Source organism: Nostoc sp. DSM 114160, assembly GCF_053470305.1.
On the sequence record NZ_JBPFGO010000001.1, the window covers coordinates 44,518 to 58,798 of the forward strand.

Below are 14,281 nucleotides of genomic sequence, written 5' to 3' on the forward strand. Positions count from 1 at the left end.
ATTGATGTGTGAATTTCATTTGTTTCAGTAAAATTCCATACAAAGGTAACTGATATTTAATTAAGTGGCAACTCAGATTTTAGAAAACCTCTGCAACTTTTCTTCCATACCCACATTGCCCTGTAAGCCGCCTGTGTGTACCAGCAACAAGGAGTCGCCTCTACAAAAAAATCCCTGCTGTAGTAAATCCATTACTCCGTAAAACATTTTGGCGGTATATACGTAATCGAGAGGTACGCCATGTTCCTGTGTAAACTGTTGACTGAACAGTAGTAACTCGTCGTTCACCTTTGCATAGCCGCCAAAGTGGTAATCACATATTAATTCCCAAGAAGCGGGAGAACTATATGGCGAGGGTAAATCAGAGGCGAGGTAATTTGTCAACAAACTTTCGATTTCTTGTGCAAGAAATGCGCCATTCTTCAATACGGGAAAAGCGATCGCTCTTTGTCTTTCATGCAACGAAAGCGCAATCCCCGCTAGCGTGGTGCCTGTACCGCAGGCTACGCATATATGATTAAATGCGGCAGGATCAATTATCTCTGTACAGCCGCGCACACCATTTAAATTACTCCCACCTTCGGGAATGATAAATACCTCGCCGAAACTTTGTCGCAGATATTCCTCTAACGCTGGTGTGTTGCGCTGTCGATACATTTCGCGGTTCAGATACACAAGCTGCATACCTTGTTGGGGACAGCAAAACTCAGCGTCAGGTTTAATGGTAGCCTCTCCTCTCCACGAATTACGCCGATGGTACGAAAACCGAAAAGATTACCAGCTGCCGCAGTTGCATAGATGTGATTAGAATAAGCGCCGCCAAAGGTTAGCAGCGTTGTGAAATTTTTCTCCTTGGCTTCCAAAAGATTGTATTTCAGCTTAAACCATTTATTGCCGTTAACCCACGGGTGCATAAGATCCAGGCGCAGTACATATAGTTCAACACCAGCTTGGCGAGCGATTTCGCTGTTGATTTGTTGTAGAGGAGGAGTAATAAAGGTTAACGACATCTGTCAAGATTCTAACTTAGAATTTGCATTTTCTCACGTTCATTATCGAATATAAAAGTAATGATAAACATTGAGTAATTCAATGGTAAGTCAAGCTAAATGATGAATAAATCTTTCTAATGATTAGCTTTAGAAATTGGCATTTTACTAATTGAGTGTTTCAGGTAAATATAAGAAACATAACACTCGCTCCAGATAATATTCTTTTGGAGAAAAGAAATGGTTGCACTCACACAGCTTACTCAAGTTATTTCCAATCCTGGACGTTTGACGATTGAAACTGTTGAAATTGCTCCTGAAACGACTGCTATACGTTGTCTTGACTGGGATAGAGAACGTTTTGATATCGAGTTTGGTTTACGAAATGGTACAACCTATAATTCTTTCTTAATTCAAGGAGAAAAAGTTGCCTTAGTTGACACATCTCACCGCAAGTTTGAGCAATTATATCTTGAGGTAGTGACGGGATTAATCGATCCAACTAAGATAGATTACTTGATTATTAGCCATACAGAACCAGACCACAGTGGCTTAGTGAAAGATATTTTGGAATTAGCTCCTTCCATTACTGTTGTTGGTGCAAAGGTAGCTATTCAATTTTTAGAAAATATGGTTCACCAGCCTTTTAAATCAATACAGGTGAAAAGTGGAGAGCGCTTAGATTTAGGCAACGGACACGAATTAGAATTTATCTCTGCACCTAACTTACACTGGCCTGATACAATCTTTACTTATGACCACGAAACTAGCACTCTCTACACCTGTGATGTGTTTGGGATGCATTACTGTGATGACCACACTTATGATGAAAATATCACCTTACTTGAGGAAGATTTTAAATATTACTATGATTGTCTCATGGGGCCTAATGCCCGGTCTGTCTTGGCAGCTCTAAAGCGGATTGAAAAGTTAGAAATAGCAACTGTTGCTACAGGACATGGCCCTTTATTACAAAACTATATCTCCGAATGGCTGGGACGATATCAAAACTGGAGTTTAGAACAAGCAAAAACAGAGACTTTAGTAGCTCTATTTTATGTTGAAGATTATGGGCATAGCGAACATTTAGTCCGTAACATTGCACATGGATGCGTGAAAACAGGCGCGGCGATAGAATTAGTTCCTCTCAATAGTGCCGAGCCTCAAGAAGTTCGAGAATTAGTGGCACAATCTTCTGGTTTAGTAATTGCAATGCCACCTCAATCTTCAGTAATCGTTCAAGCTGCATTAAGCACTATTTTAGCTGCTGTTCACAAGAAACAGGCAATTGGTTTATTAGAGTCGGGAGGTGGAGAAGATGAACCAATTTACCCGTTACGCAATAAGTTTCAAGAATTGGGATTAACTGAAGCTTTTCCACCTATTTTAGTTAAGGAAATTCCTACCCAAGCAACGGAACAACTTTGTGATGAAGCGGGGACAGATATGGGTCAATGGTTAACCCGCGATCGCACCATAAAACAAATCAAATCTATCAATACCGAGCTAGAAAAAGCTCTAGGGCGGATTAGCACAGGATTGTACATTATCACCGCCAAAAAAGGAGAAATTCAGAGTGCGATGTTGGCTTCGTGGGTGACACAAGCCAGTCTTGAGCCATTGGGAGTTGCGATCGCAGTATCCAAAGATCGGGCAATTGAATCCTTGATGCACGTTGGCGATCGCTTTGTTTTAAATGTTTTAGAAGAAGGCAAATATCAAGGATTAATGAAACATTTCCTCAAGCGTTTTGCTCCTGGTGCAGATAGATTTGCGGGAGTGAAAACATATCCAGCTAAAAATGAATCGCCCGTTTTAGCTGAAGCTCTAGCTTACATGGAATGTGAAATTACTAGCCGCATGGATTGTGGAGATCATTGGGTAATTTATAGCACAGTCCAAACTGGAAGAGTTGCCAACTTACATGCACTTACTGCTGCGCATCACCGCAAAATTGGCAATCATTATTAAATTGTCATTGGTCATTTGTCATTTGTCACTTGTACTGAGCGTAGTCGAAGTATTTGTCATTTGCCATTGAGAAGAAGCACAGGGGAAAGAGGTAATTTATTATTCTTCCCCCTGCTCCCCTGCTCCTCTGCTCCCCTGCTCACCACAGACGCGATGAATCGCGTCTCTACCCACTCTTGTACAGACGCGATTCATCGCGTCTCCCAAAAAACTATGTATAAATCTGTTGAAAACACCCCGATTACCATGTACGAAATCAATCGTGGGCGCGTTGTCCGAAGCTTGGAATTTATCCAAGATGTAATTGTAATTTCTTTGTGTATCGGTTTATTTAGCTTCATGGTGCTTCAGGTGAGAGATATGTTTCTCTCGTTACTTCCACCTTTAGATTTTCATGCTGTTACTGCCGATATTCTCTTTTTACTTATCTTAGTTGAGCTGTTCCGATTGCTGATTATTTATCTGCAAGAACATCGAGTATCTATTGGAGTAGCTGTTGAAGTTTCCATCGTTTCCGCCTTGCGGGAAGTCATTGTTAAAGGTGTTCTAGAAACAAGTTGGAGTCAAGTTTTAGCAACTTGTGCTTTTTTATTAGTCCTGGGAGTACTACTATTTCTCCGAGTTTGGCTACCCCCTACTTTTGAAGGTATTGACCCCGGAACAAGAAGTCTCTAAACGCTATAGAAGCCGAGCAAAGTCCGAATTAATACAAAACAATGGTCATTAAAAATAGGCAGTAGGGAGTGGGTAGAGATGCGATTAATCGTGTCTGTAGAGAAGATAATCTTCTGCCATGTCCAATGCCCAATGCCTAATATTTCTCTACGAGACGCTGTGCGTTAGCGGAGCTTTGGCTTTAGCGACTTCCAGAAAATAAATTATCCAATTTACTCAGATCGTATTTTTCTTTCTCCCCCTGCCTACACCAAGATCGGATATTTTTTTAGTTGGAAGTCCCTTAGCGATACGCTCAGTACAAGTGCCCAATTCCCCATTATTAACAGAGGTTATTATGTCTGCTGCCACATTAATGCCCAACCATAGCAGAGATGTACAAGTTGCTGAAATTGGTAAAAATACTCTGATTTTACGGTCGCGGACTTGGGACAGATTAAAATTTGAGGTTGAATATTCCCGCCAACGGGGAACTACAGCGAATTCTTATCTGATTCAAGCTGATAAAAAGGCTTTAATTGACCCTCCCGGCGAATCTTTTACCGAAATTTACCTTGAGCAACTAGCACAACATCTAGATTTCATCTCCCTCGATTACATTGTTCTGAGTCATGTCAATCCGAACCGCAGAGCAACCTTGCAAGTATTACTCTCTCTGGTTCCTCAAGCCACTCTCATTTGTTCTCGTCCCGCCGCCAATGCTCTTAGAACTGCCTTTCCCGAATTGGAATCACCTATTCAAGCGATGCGATCGCAAGATACTCTAAATTTAGGACAAGGACATCTTCTATCATTTATTACTGTACCAACTCCTCGGTGGGCGGATGGACTTTGTACCTACGATGCCGCGACAAAAATACTCTACACAGATAAACTTTTCGGCGCTCATATTTGCGAAGATACTTTGTTTGATGAAGATTGGAAGGGTTTAGATGCGGAACGTCGTTACTATTTTGAATGTCTCCATGCCCCCCAAGCAAAACAAGTCGAAGTAGCCTTAGATAAAATATCGGTTTTGGGAGCCAGATGTTATGCCCCAGCACACGGGCCAGTTGTTCGTTACAGCCTGAGTCGTTTTACTTATGATTACCGTCAATGGTGTCAAGGACAAAAATCTCAAGAATTGAGTGTCGCTTTACTTTATGCTTCTGCTTATGGAAATACAGCAATTCTGGCGAATGCGATCGCTCAAGGTTTGATCCAAAATGGAGTTAATGTAGAATCAATCAACTGCGAACTAGCCGATTCTGCGGAGATTAACCGCATTGTAGAAAGTTGCGATGGCTTGATTATTGGCTCACCCACTTTAGGCGGCCATGCACCGACTCAAATTCAAACTGCTTTAGGAATAGTCCTCTCGGTGGCAGCTAAAACTAAGTTGGCAGGGGTGTTTGGTTCTTATGGCTGGAGTGGCGAGGCAATAGATTTAATCGAAAGCAAGCTCAAAGATGCTAATTATCAACTAGGATTTGAAACAATTCGGGTGCGTTTCAGTCCGACTCCTGAAATTCTTCAGCAATGTCAAGAAGCTGGTGCTTTTTTTGCCCAAAACTTGAAGAAAACTAAAAAACTGCGGACTTCCCGCCATATTGTGACAGAAACCCATGTAGATCGTACCGAACAAGCGGTGGGGCGGATCGTTGGTTCTCTGTGTGTTGTGACAACTCGTGATGAAGAAACTCACAAAGGGGTTTTAACTTCTTGGGTATCTCAGGCAACTTTTAACCCGCCAGGAATTATGATTGCGATCGCTAACGAGCAAAATGCAGAGTTAATGCATCATCCTGGCGATAAATTTGTGCTGAATATCCTTAAAGAAGGAAGAAATGTCCGCCGCTATTTTTCTCGTCACAGCACTTTAGGGGATAATCCTTTTGCAAATCTTGACACAAAAACTGCTCTTAACGGTTGTTTGATTCTGAATGAGGCATTAGCCTATTTAGAATGTACAGTGCAAAATCAGCTGGAATGTGGCGATCGATGGTTAATTTATGCCGTCATCGATCGCGGTGAAGTGTTGGAAAATGATGGTGTTACTGCTTTAGAGTATCGTAAATCTGGCAGCTATTATTAATCTGACTGTTCACTAGACTTCTTGGCATTGTGGGGAAAAGGGGAAGGGTTAAAGGGTAAAGGTATGGAATTTTCCCAAATCCAGTAACCTTTAACATGCACCCCAACATCTTGGCATTTGTTATTTATCAACGTTTGTTTTATAACTATCGGGTTAATGACAATATCTCCATTACCCCTGGTGTATATTTCATCTTTAGCCCGGAAGGCTTTAGTGCTAATAACACAGCAATTGTAGGCGCACTTCGCACAACTTTTACTTTCTAGTAGTTCGCTTTCGTGACTAAAGCGGGGTAAAGGGGAAGGGGGGAGGGCTTTCAAGGGCAGGCTTTTAGGCTTTCGATAAATAGTTGAGAATGTTCTCAATTATTGAACGTAGTTTTAAGTTCTCAGACAATGGTTTTGGTTTTAAAATCCCAAAAATTTGTCTAATCAAAAAAACCTGCCCCAGAAAGAGGGGGGAGGGGGAAGGGGGAAAGGGGAAAGAAATAGAATTTTCCCTTCCCCTTTAACCTTTTCTCTAAGAGTGCAAAAATATATTTTTGCAAGAGGTCTCTTAACTTGGCACCAACGGCAGGATGCCTACCCTAATACTCTAACTTGCTACTGCTTCAGCAGGAGCTGCCTCAGCAGCAGTTGTAGGTAAATAAACACTAACTTTTTTACGGGTTTTGCCCTTTCTCTCAAAGGTTACAACACCGTCGATTAAGGCAAACAAAGTGTCATCGCTGCCAATACCGACGTTGTTACCAGGGTGGAATTTGGTGCCGCGTTGACGCACGAGAATGTTTCCTGCGCGTACAACTTGACCGCCATAACGTTTGACACCCAGACGTTGGGCATTAGAGTCACGACCGTTGCGTGTACTACCTGTTCCTTTCTTATGAGCCATGATTTCCTCTTGTGTATCTACTTCTTTTATTATTCAGCAGCGGTTTCAACTTCTTCAGCAGCAGTGTTATCTAGAACGGGGGTTTCCTTTTCTGCTTCTCCTTGGGCAGCAAACACTGCACCGTTGAGGGTGATAGAATCAATCATAAGTCTGGTAATTTCCTGACGATGCCCCCGTTTTTTGCGGGTTTTCTTTTTCGGCTTCATTTTGTATACCAGGACTTTACGACCTCTGTAATGTCGCAGTACAGTCCCTTCTACAGTCGCACCTGTTACTAATGGCTGTCCAATGGTGACTTCGCCATCGTGCTGCACGAGTAATACGGAATCTATTGTAACTTTTTCATCTGGTTCGACCGCCAGCAGTTCAATGTCGTAAAACCGCCCTGGCTCTACTCGTATTTGTTTGCCGCCAGTTTCAATAATCGCGTAGGTCATGGAATTGTCCTTGAGGTTGCCGTACAGGTAGCTGGTTTTTATCTCTTGTAGAGATGCTTTTGCCAGCCTTTGTAATATGTCTACCTGATCCGAGCAGGAATTAGACAGACAATCTAACATTGTATTTTATTAATAGGCGTCAGGTCAAGCTGTAATAGGATTTTTTGCGTTTGGCATTGCTATTTGGTCAGCCTGAAGATGAAAAATCAGTTAATTACTCTGTGCGATCGCTCATTTTCCAAGAGTGGGGAGAAATTAGCCAATAGTCGTTATGAGCATCGCTCACCCGCACGAATGTAAATTCTATTTACAAGAAATCAGAATTCATTGTTGATAGATAAAAATTGCTACTATCTTAGGGCTGATTTTAAAAAAATTAACGTTAATATTAGTTTGAAAGTTATATTTTTTTATCAAAATCAACACATTTTTTTTCTTTGTTTTAAGATGAAATACAAGGAATCTCATTTATAAATTCTTTACAAAAGTTAGTGAATCCTCAAGAGTTAAACTATCACATTCAAACCTGATATTTCAAACAGGAGATTGATTGTTATGACACAGCAAAATGCTGCCCGACTTTTTCAAGCTGTAAAACAAGATCAAGCGTTACAGGAAAGACTCAAAGCAACAGCCGATCCAGAAGCCTTCATCAAAATTGCTCAAGAGCGTGGCTATGATTTCACCGCTAAAGAACTGGATAGTGAAATCAGCAAATTATCTGAAGAAGATTTAGCTGCCATTGTCAATCCAGGATGGGGGAATAGACGCCACATTTATCCTAGATAATTCCTGTTTTAGGAAACCGAAAGTCTAGAAACAAATGATTGACAAGTTTTGCTCCTTAAGGGGATACTGTTGCATCATCTCCTTTAGGGGTATTCCTGTTAAACACAATGCTCAAATCCCTGATTTCCTAGAGAAGTCGGGGATCTTATTTATGCTGTGACAGTATCTATGTAATATCTGAAGAGAGTTAAAAACCTTTTCTCTACTCTCTATCTCGCCACCTGCTTAATTCATGAGTTAGGATGACTATATTTTAATCAGGTGATATGAAAAGAATAGAAGTTGAGCAAAGAACTATTTTAATTGGTTTGGCTGGTAGCCACGGCTATGGTTTAAATCGTCCTGATTCCGACTTTGATTATCGGGGAGTATTTATCGCACCCAAAAGGTACTATTTGGGATTCGATCGGATAGAACAAAAAGATACTGGTTGGGATGAACCAGGAATATTTCCATTCGTTGATGGTAACAAAGACACAGTTATATATGAATTAAGAAAAATCCTCCAGTTATTAGCAGGTGCAAATCCCAATGTTTTAGAATTGCTTTGGTTGAATAACTATCCTTTTTTAAGCGCAGTTGGACAGCATTTAATAGATCGTAAACAGTTATTTTTGAGTAAAAAGGTAAAACATACTTACACTGGTTATGCCTTTGCCCAAATCAAAAAGATGGAAACTCATCGGAAGTGGTTGTTAAAGCCACCGCAAAAAAAACCGATACCATCTGACTTCGCTATAGAAGACGAAGCACCTCTGAGCAAAGATGAGCTAAATGCTTTTCTGGAGTATCTTTATAACTTAATCAGAGGACGAATTGAGTTTTTAGAAGAAGCAGAACAATTATATCAATTGCTGACAGCAGATATTGATTTTAAAGGAGTATTAAAACAATATGCTTTACCTGATGAAACTTTGGAATATACCCAAAAGTTAACCAATAGCCGTAAAGATTTTATCCGTCTGCTTCAGAAAAGTCAAAGCTATCAAATAGCATTAAGAGAATGGAAGGCTTACTTATCTTGGCAGGAGAATAGAAATCCGGCTAGAGCAGAAATGGAAAGAAAGTCGGGTTTTGACCTCAAACATGGAATGCACTGCATTAGATTGTTACGCAGTGGAGTAGAAATATTGCGGCGAGGTGAAGTGATTGTAGATAGGAAAATAGCTGGTGATGTTGAAGATTTAAAAGCTATTTTAAAAGGTGAGTATTCTTATGAACAGGTGATGAAAATAGCAGAAGATTTGGTCGCCGAAATGGAAGTTGTTTGCGAACAATCTGCTCTACCTCATAAACCTGATTTGGAGCAAATTAATGAGTTATGTATGGAATTGGTGGAAATGCAAAAATGGAGTCATTAGTCATTGGTCATTGCTCATTGGTTATTGATTAGGAACAAAGGATAAAGGACAAATGACTAATGACAAATTTTAAAGAGTGTACATTAAATCAGCAAAACCATAGAGGCTGATGATGAGTAATAGAGATGCTGTTAGTTGGGTAATTCGTGTTTGGGGTGAGGGGGCGATCGCTTCCCGCACTAAGATGGAAATAGATGCCCCAACTACTAAGCTCAAGCCTAAGATTAAATAGGGTATGTCAGGTAAAATACTGGCTATTGCCAGCATTGCGATCGCTAATAAGAGCATCAATAATTCTACAAACCTGGGCGGGTTGTATTGGCTAGATAAAACAAAGCTGTTGAACCAAAAAGACCAAAATCTCATATTTCAGTACTAAGTTAAGAGTTAGGAGTTAAGAGTTAGGAGTTATATATAGTCAGTGCTGATTGAGGAATTAAAGTTGTGAGATATGAAGCAGCTTTCCATTCAAAACTCTTAACTATTAATTCTTCACCGGAGGCGGAGCGTTTCCGGCTCCGCTCCTAACTTTTAACCCCTAGCTCCTAATTTTTGACCTGTGCCGTTCTTTTGTGCAGTATCACTTTCTGGTAGTTCGACGCCAAAGACGCGGCTAAAAACTTTGGCAACTTTGTAACCAGAATCAATCGATTCTAAAGGGTCTTTCCGTAGTCTGTGACGCAAGCATAGCGTAATTACACGATGGATATCATCAACTGTAACTTCAGTGCGTCCTTCATAAGCTGTTAAGGCTTTGGCAGCGCGGTTACTAACAATGTCACCCCGCAAACCATCTACATCTAGTTCTGAACAGACTTCAGAAATTTTCACCCGCAGATCGTAGTCAATTTTCACTTCTGGCAAAAGCTGTTGAGCATTGACAATTTGCTGTTGTAATGCTTCTTGCTGGGCTTTATAGTTTTCGAGAAATACTGGCGGGTTTTGATCGAAATCCGCCCGTTGTTCTACGATTTGCACCCGCAAAGCTGGTTCTTTGACTGTGTGAATTTCTGCGTGCATCCCAAAGCGATCGAGTAATTGGGGGCGTAGTTCGCCTTCTTCTGGGTTTCCAGAACCCACAAGCACGAAACGCGCTGGGTGACGGATAGAAATACCTTCTCGTTCTACAGTATTCCATCCACTAGCAGCAGAGTCGAGTAACACGTCTACAAGGTGGTCATCTAGTAAGTTGACTTCATCCACATAGAGAATGCCCCGGTTAGCCTTTGCCAGAAGTCCCGGTTCAAAAGCTTTGACACCTTCAGATAAAGCTTTCTCGATGTCGATTGTGCCACAAACTCGGTCTTCTGTAGCTCCTAGCGGCAGGTCTACCATTTGGACTTTTTTGTGAACTACGGGAATTTCCGCCCCTTGTTCTAACAGTTGGCGGACTTCATCGCTCATCAAGTCGGGGTCGCTAGGATCGCTACTGAAGGGGGTCATTAGCAACCACAGAAATTTCTGGTAGCAGATCCGCCAGCGCCCGGATAGTTGTGGATTTCCCGGTGCCGCGATCGCCCATAATCATTACACCCCCAATTTTGGGGTCAATCACGTTCAATAGCAGCGCCAGTTTCATTTCTTCCTGGCCCACAATTGCCGTAAAAGGAAATACTACGCGACGCGCACTTGCCGTGGATTGAGCAGTTGGACTCACTAAATTACCTTAACAATATTTTTCTTATTACAGTTCTTTATTGTGACACAGGTAGGGCATAGGGGAATGTGAAGATCGGGAGTAGGGGGAGCAGGGGAGCAGGGGAGCTTTCTGGGGCAGGTTTTTTTGATTAGACAAATTTTTGGAATTTTAAAACCAAAACCATTGTCTGAGAACTTAAAACTACGTTCAATAATTGAGAACATTCTCAACTATTTATCGAAAGCCTAAAAGCCTGCCCTTGAAAGGAGCAGGGGAGCAGGGGGAGATGAGGGGGACAAGGGGGACAAGGGGGACAAGGGGGACAAGGGAGAATTATTGAACCAGTTTCTTCCTTGTCTCCCCCCTCTTCCTTGTCTTCCTTGTCTTTTCCCAATGCCCCATTCCCAATATCAATATCTATTGGGCACAAATACTTATTAGCTGCGTCTACTATCTTAATTTGTCTGTTTTAGTTTTTTGGTGCAAAAGTTCCATAAGTAGAGAACGAACAACTACCAACTCATCAATTCTGTACTAAGCATAAATACTTGTAAACTATATGGTTAGTAGATTCAATCGTAAAAGTGAGCAATGGCGTGTGTGGGTAGTTAATGCATCATTCAAATTTATGAAATCATCTTTAATTGTCCAAAGTTGGCGGCGACTACTGAAGTCTTTTTTTCCGATTCTTATTTTAATATCCTTTTTTAGTGTATTGTTGGCGGACAGTTTCACCCCTGCGATCGCACAGATACCTCGTCAGGAAATTCGCGGAGTTTGGATGACCACTAATGATTTTGACACCCTCAAAAATCGAGACAAGGTGCAGGATGCAGTGAGTCAACTGCGGCGGATGAACTTCAACACAATTTATCCTGTGGTGTGGAATTCTGGCTATGTGATGTATCCTAGTGCCTTAGCACAACGTGCAGGTATTCAACCTTTTGTCTACAAAGGTTCAGATGGACATGATATTTTGGCAGACCTGATTAACCAAGCCCATCGCCAAGGATTGCTAGTGATTCCCTGGTTTGAGTTTGGTTTCATGGCTCCCCCAACCTCAGAACTAGCAATGAATTACCCGGATTGGTTCACACAAAAGCAAGATGGTAGCCAAACTTCAAACAGTGCGGCTGGTGAAGTGATGTGGCTCAATCCGTTCCATCCAAAAGTGCAACAGTTCATCACCGATTTAGTGCTAGAAACTGTTACTCAATATGATGCCGATGGCATTCAGTTTGACGATCACATGAGTTTGCCTCACGAGTTTGGCTACGACCAATATACAGTTGCTTTGTACACCAAAGAAACCAAGAATCGTCCCCCAAAAAATTCCCAAGATGCGGCATGGGTAAAGTGGCGGGCAGATAAGATTACGGCATTCATGGGAAAACTTAATCAAGCGGTGAAACAGAGAAAACCCCAGGCGATTTTCTCTGTTTCTCCTAATTACTATGATTTTGCTTACAAGTTTCACTTGCAAGATTGGCTAGGTTGGATGCGACAAAATATTGTGGACGAGTTAATTGTGCAAATTTATCGTCCGGATCTAAAAAGTTTTGTGGCAAATATTTCCCGCGCAGAAATTCAAGAAGCGCAACAAAGAATTCCAACTGGAGTTGGAATTATGACAGGGTTACGAAATAATCCTGTTCCCATACAGCAAATCAAGTCTCAGGTGCGGGCTGCCCAAGAACGGGGTCTAGGCGTAACCTTCTTTTATTATGAAAGTCTTTGGAACAACAATCTAGAATCTTTAGCTGAACGACAAGCTGGATTTGCAAATCTTTTTCCATCTCCGGCACTCCGCGCCAGAGCTGAATAAATTTTCTGTTTAAGATAATGTTAATAAGTTCGTAGTAAGGACTTTTGTCCTTATTTTATAAGCACTAAAGTGCTTACTACAAACTCTTCATTACTAGCTTGATATAACTTCTTGCTTCCCACTACCTACTGCTAACTCAGCATGACAATCTTCTACCGAAGTACGTTGTCGCATAGCACTAACTAAAGTCTCATAGCTAGACCAATTTTCTTGCAGTAGAGTTTTTGCCTGGAGAGCATGAAACCGCATTTTCTGCTGATAAACTGATTCAGAAAAGCCTAACATTGTCAAGACTCCGATCAGCTTACTTTTATCATCAGTTCCACCCTCAGCATTATCAAAAATCAGGGTTTCAGCAGCAATACCCGCCATCCAAACAGTGCAGTAGCGGTCTAGCATTTGGGCGCTGATTTTACCTAGTTCTAATTGAGATGCTAATTCGCCATCATCAAAGCTGACACCGCCTTGGCCAGGTTGTCCCTGTTTCCACGCTTCCCAAGCGCTGAGTGTGTAGCCAGTAACGGGAATGCCCAACAGGTAAGCAACTAAGAAATGTCCTGCTTCGTGGTGGACGATGCGATCGCGGTGTTCTTTTGAAAAACCAGCAATCCAATCTAAAAAGATAGTACCACCCTTGCCTTGCAAGCTGAAACTATCTAATGTCGCGATGCCTAAGATGGTGAAGGTAGCAAGTGCTGGTACTGTCGGAGATAAGTTGAAGAATGGCCCCACCAATACCGATAGGGTCATGAGAAAGATAGATATTGCAACTAAATTTAGGCTAGTTTGGCTCATTGAAAGTTTTCTGAATGCAACTTAATATTTCTTCATTATGTGGGAATTAATGTATATTATAGAGAGACTTCGACATCGTTTTGCTTTGTTTATTGGTATATCTGGGTTTAAACCATTTTTGGCCTTTGGTCTATTTACCTTACTCTGCATGGGTTTGAGGCTTATTTTTTCCTCAAAAATCTTTAAGTCCCGTTAATAAATCATAGCTCTCCCTGAATAGCACGGGCAATGCTACTGATATGAGAAAGAATACGGTTCATTGCATTAACCATCTCCAAGAGAATAGAACTGGCATTAAGACTGACAGGATCTCCTGAACTCAGATGCTGGAGATGTCGTAGATAAATTTCCCGCTTAAATTGATTGAGGCACTGCCGTTGAGACAATACTTCATCTGCAATAGTTGAGTCTTGTGCAGCTAGCCCTGTTAGTGTTCGTTGTAGCAGTCCTAGTACCTCGCCGTGGTAAGCAACAATGTCGTTCCACTCTAGCTCAGAGAAAGCAATTTGTTTGCGCCGTTTGCGTCGGGCTAATCGCATAAGTTGTCGGTCGATGATGTCGCCAATTGCCTCTAACTCCGTACTGATAGAAAGCAATGTTAACTCCCGTTGCGACTGTTCTGCCGTTAGCAGTTGATCGTTTATTTGAATCAGATAATGCTTAATAGCAGTTTCCATGTCGTCAAGCTGGTTATCGAGTGCCCCAATCTGTTTAGGTAAATCTTTCACTCTGTCTTCAAACGCTTGAATACTAAGCTGTAACATCTCTGCGGACAAATCTGCCATCCGCATAACCTCACGCATTGCTTGACCGAGTGCAACGGCAGGCAACGTCA

General features: G+C 41.6%; 11 protein-coding genes and 3 pseudogenes. 7 read left to right on the plus strand and 7 right to left on the minus strand.

Translation table 11 applies throughout. The features are described from left to right. Positions 1-72 precede the first annotated feature (72 nt). Positions 73-1,010: pseudogene (locus NSTCB13_RS00170) on the minus strand (1-aminocyclopropane-1-carboxylate deaminase/D-cysteine desulfhydrase). 219 nt (positions 1,011-1,229) lie between these two features. Here NSTCB13_RS00170 and NSTCB13_RS00175 point away from each other — a divergent pair. The 4 genes and pseudogenes from NSTCB13_RS00175 (at position 1,230) to NSTCB13_RS00190 (ending at position 5,975) form a co-directional block, all read left to right on the plus strand. Next, on the plus strand, positions 1,230-2,960 hold the full coding sequence (locus NSTCB13_RS00175; protein WP_445630121.1) for a diflavin flavoprotein: 1,731 nt from the start codon (positions 1,230-1,232) through the stop codon (positions 2,958-2,960). A gap of 213 nt (positions 2,961-3,173) precedes the next feature. Further along, positions 3,174-3,687 (plus strand): annotated as a pseudogene (locus tag NSTCB13_RS00180) (phosphate-starvation-inducible PsiE family protein). Between the two features lie 285 nt (positions 3,688-3,972). Continuing rightward, positions 3,973-5,709, plus strand: a complete 1,737-nt coding sequence (locus tag NSTCB13_RS00185; RefSeq protein ID WP_445630120.1) for a diflavin flavoprotein — start codon at positions 3,973-3,975, stop codon at positions 5,707-5,709. A 95-nt stretch (positions 5,710-5,804) separates the two neighbouring features. Continuing rightward, entirely contained in the window at positions 5,805-5,975 is a 171-nt protein-coding gene (locus NSTCB13_RS00190; protein WP_448268298.1) for a carbohydrate porin, read from the plus strand. A 328-nt stretch (positions 5,976-6,303) separates the two neighbouring features. Here NSTCB13_RS00190 and rpmA read toward each other — a convergent pair whose 3' ends face one another. Next, positions 6,304-6,600 (minus strand): 50S ribosomal protein L27, encoded by a 297-nt coding sequence (rpmA, locus tag NSTCB13_RS00195; protein ID WP_375480351.1) that lies wholly within the window; start codon positions 6,598-6,600, stop codon positions 6,304-6,306. Positions 6,601-6,629: 29 nt separating this feature from the next. Then, positions 6,630-7,037, minus strand: a complete 408-nt coding sequence (gene rplU, locus NSTCB13_RS00200) for a 50S ribosomal protein L21 (RefSeq protein WP_448270311.1) — start codon at positions 7,035-7,037, stop codon at positions 6,630-6,632. Between the two features lie 555 nt (positions 7,038-7,592). Here rplU and NSTCB13_RS00205 point away from each other — a divergent pair. Beyond that, complete coding sequence (locus NSTCB13_RS00205) at positions 7,593-7,826, plus strand: Nif11-like leader peptide family natural product precursor (RefSeq protein WP_448268299.1); 234 nt, start codon at positions 7,593-7,595, stop codon at positions 7,824-7,826. A 266-nt stretch (positions 7,827-8,092) separates the two neighbouring features. Beyond that, positions 8,093-9,187 carry a nucleotidyltransferase domain-containing protein gene (locus NSTCB13_RS00210; protein WP_448270947.1) on the plus strand — a complete coding sequence of 365 codons (1,095 nt, stop codon included), beginning with the start codon at positions 8,093-8,095 and terminating at the stop codon, positions 9,185-9,187. A 69-nt stretch (positions 9,188-9,256) separates the two neighbouring features. Here the strand turns inward: NSTCB13_RS00210 and NSTCB13_RS00215 are convergent, their stop codons facing one another. Next, a complete protein-coding gene (locus NSTCB13_RS00215; RefSeq protein WP_094348316.1) occupies positions 9,257-9,553 on the minus strand; it encodes a hypothetical protein in 297 nt (98 codons plus the stop codon). A gap of 165 nt (positions 9,554-9,718) precedes the next feature. Further along, a pseudogene (gene bchI / locus NSTCB13_RS00220) lies at positions 9,719-10,844 on the minus strand (magnesium chelatase ATPase subunit I). Positions 10,845-11,454: 610 nt separating this feature from the next. On the opposite strand from bchI, the gene NSTCB13_RS00225 reads away from it, so the two are divergent. Beyond that, positions 11,455-12,651, plus strand: coding sequence for a glycoside hydrolase family 10 protein (locus NSTCB13_RS00225; protein WP_448270949.1), 1,197 nt, complete (start codon positions 11,455-11,457; stop codon positions 12,649-12,651). 93 nt (positions 12,652-12,744) lie between these two features. Here NSTCB13_RS00225 and NSTCB13_RS00230 read toward each other — a convergent pair whose 3' ends face one another. Then, positions 12,745-13,446: an ATP-dependent Zn protease gene (locus NSTCB13_RS00230; RefSeq protein WP_448270951.1), complete on the minus strand. Its 702-nt coding sequence runs from the start codon at positions 13,444-13,446 to the stop codon at positions 12,745-12,747. Positions 13,447-13,646: 200 nt separating this feature from the next. Beyond that, on the minus strand, positions 13,647-14,276 hold the full coding sequence (locus NSTCB13_RS00235; protein WP_448270953.1) for a PhoU domain-containing protein: 630 nt from the start codon (positions 14,274-14,276) through the stop codon (positions 13,647-13,649). Positions 14,277-14,281 lie beyond the last annotated feature (5 nt).

What these genes read in the sequence shown, in the direction of transcription:
- NSTCB13_RS00175 (WP_445630121.1), top strand. Translation starts at nt 1,230, where the DNA reads ATGGTTGCACTCACACAGCTTACTCAAGTTATTTCCAATCCTGGACGT.
- NSTCB13_RS00230 (WP_448270951.1), bottom strand. Translation starts at nt 13,446, where the DNA reads ATGAGCCAAACTAGCCTAAATTTAGTTGCAATATCTATCTTTCTCATG.
- NSTCB13_RS00190 (WP_448268298.1), top strand. Translation starts at nt 5,805, where the DNA reads ATGCACCCCAACATCTTGGCATTTGTTATTTATCAACGTTTGTTTTAT.
- NSTCB13_RS00215 (WP_094348316.1), bottom strand. Translation starts at nt 9,553, where the DNA reads ATGAGATTTTGGTCTTTTTGGTTCAACAGCTTTGTTTTATCTAGCCAA.
- NSTCB13_RS00225 (WP_448270949.1), top strand. Translation starts at nt 11,455, where the DNA reads ATGAAATCATCTTTAATTGTCCAAAGTTGGCGGCGACTACTGAAGTCT.
- NSTCB13_RS00205 (WP_448268299.1), top strand. Translation starts at nt 7,593, where the DNA reads ATGACACAGCAAAATGCTGCCCGACTTTTTCAAGCTGTAAAACAAGAT.
- rpmA (WP_375480351.1), bottom strand. Translation starts at nt 6,600, where the DNA reads ATGGCTCATAAGAAAGGAACAGGTAGTACACGCAACGGTCGTGACTCT.
- NSTCB13_RS00210 (WP_448270947.1), top strand. Translation starts at nt 8,093, where the DNA reads ATGAAAAGAATAGAAGTTGAGCAAAGAACTATTTTAATTGGTTTGGCT.
- NSTCB13_RS00185 (WP_445630120.1), top strand. Translation starts at nt 3,973, where the DNA reads ATGTCTGCTGCCACATTAATGCCCAACCATAGCAGAGATGTACAAGTT.
- rplU (WP_448270311.1), bottom strand. Translation starts at nt 7,037, where the DNA reads ATGACCTACGCGATTATTGAAACTGGCGGCAAACAAATACGAGTAGAG.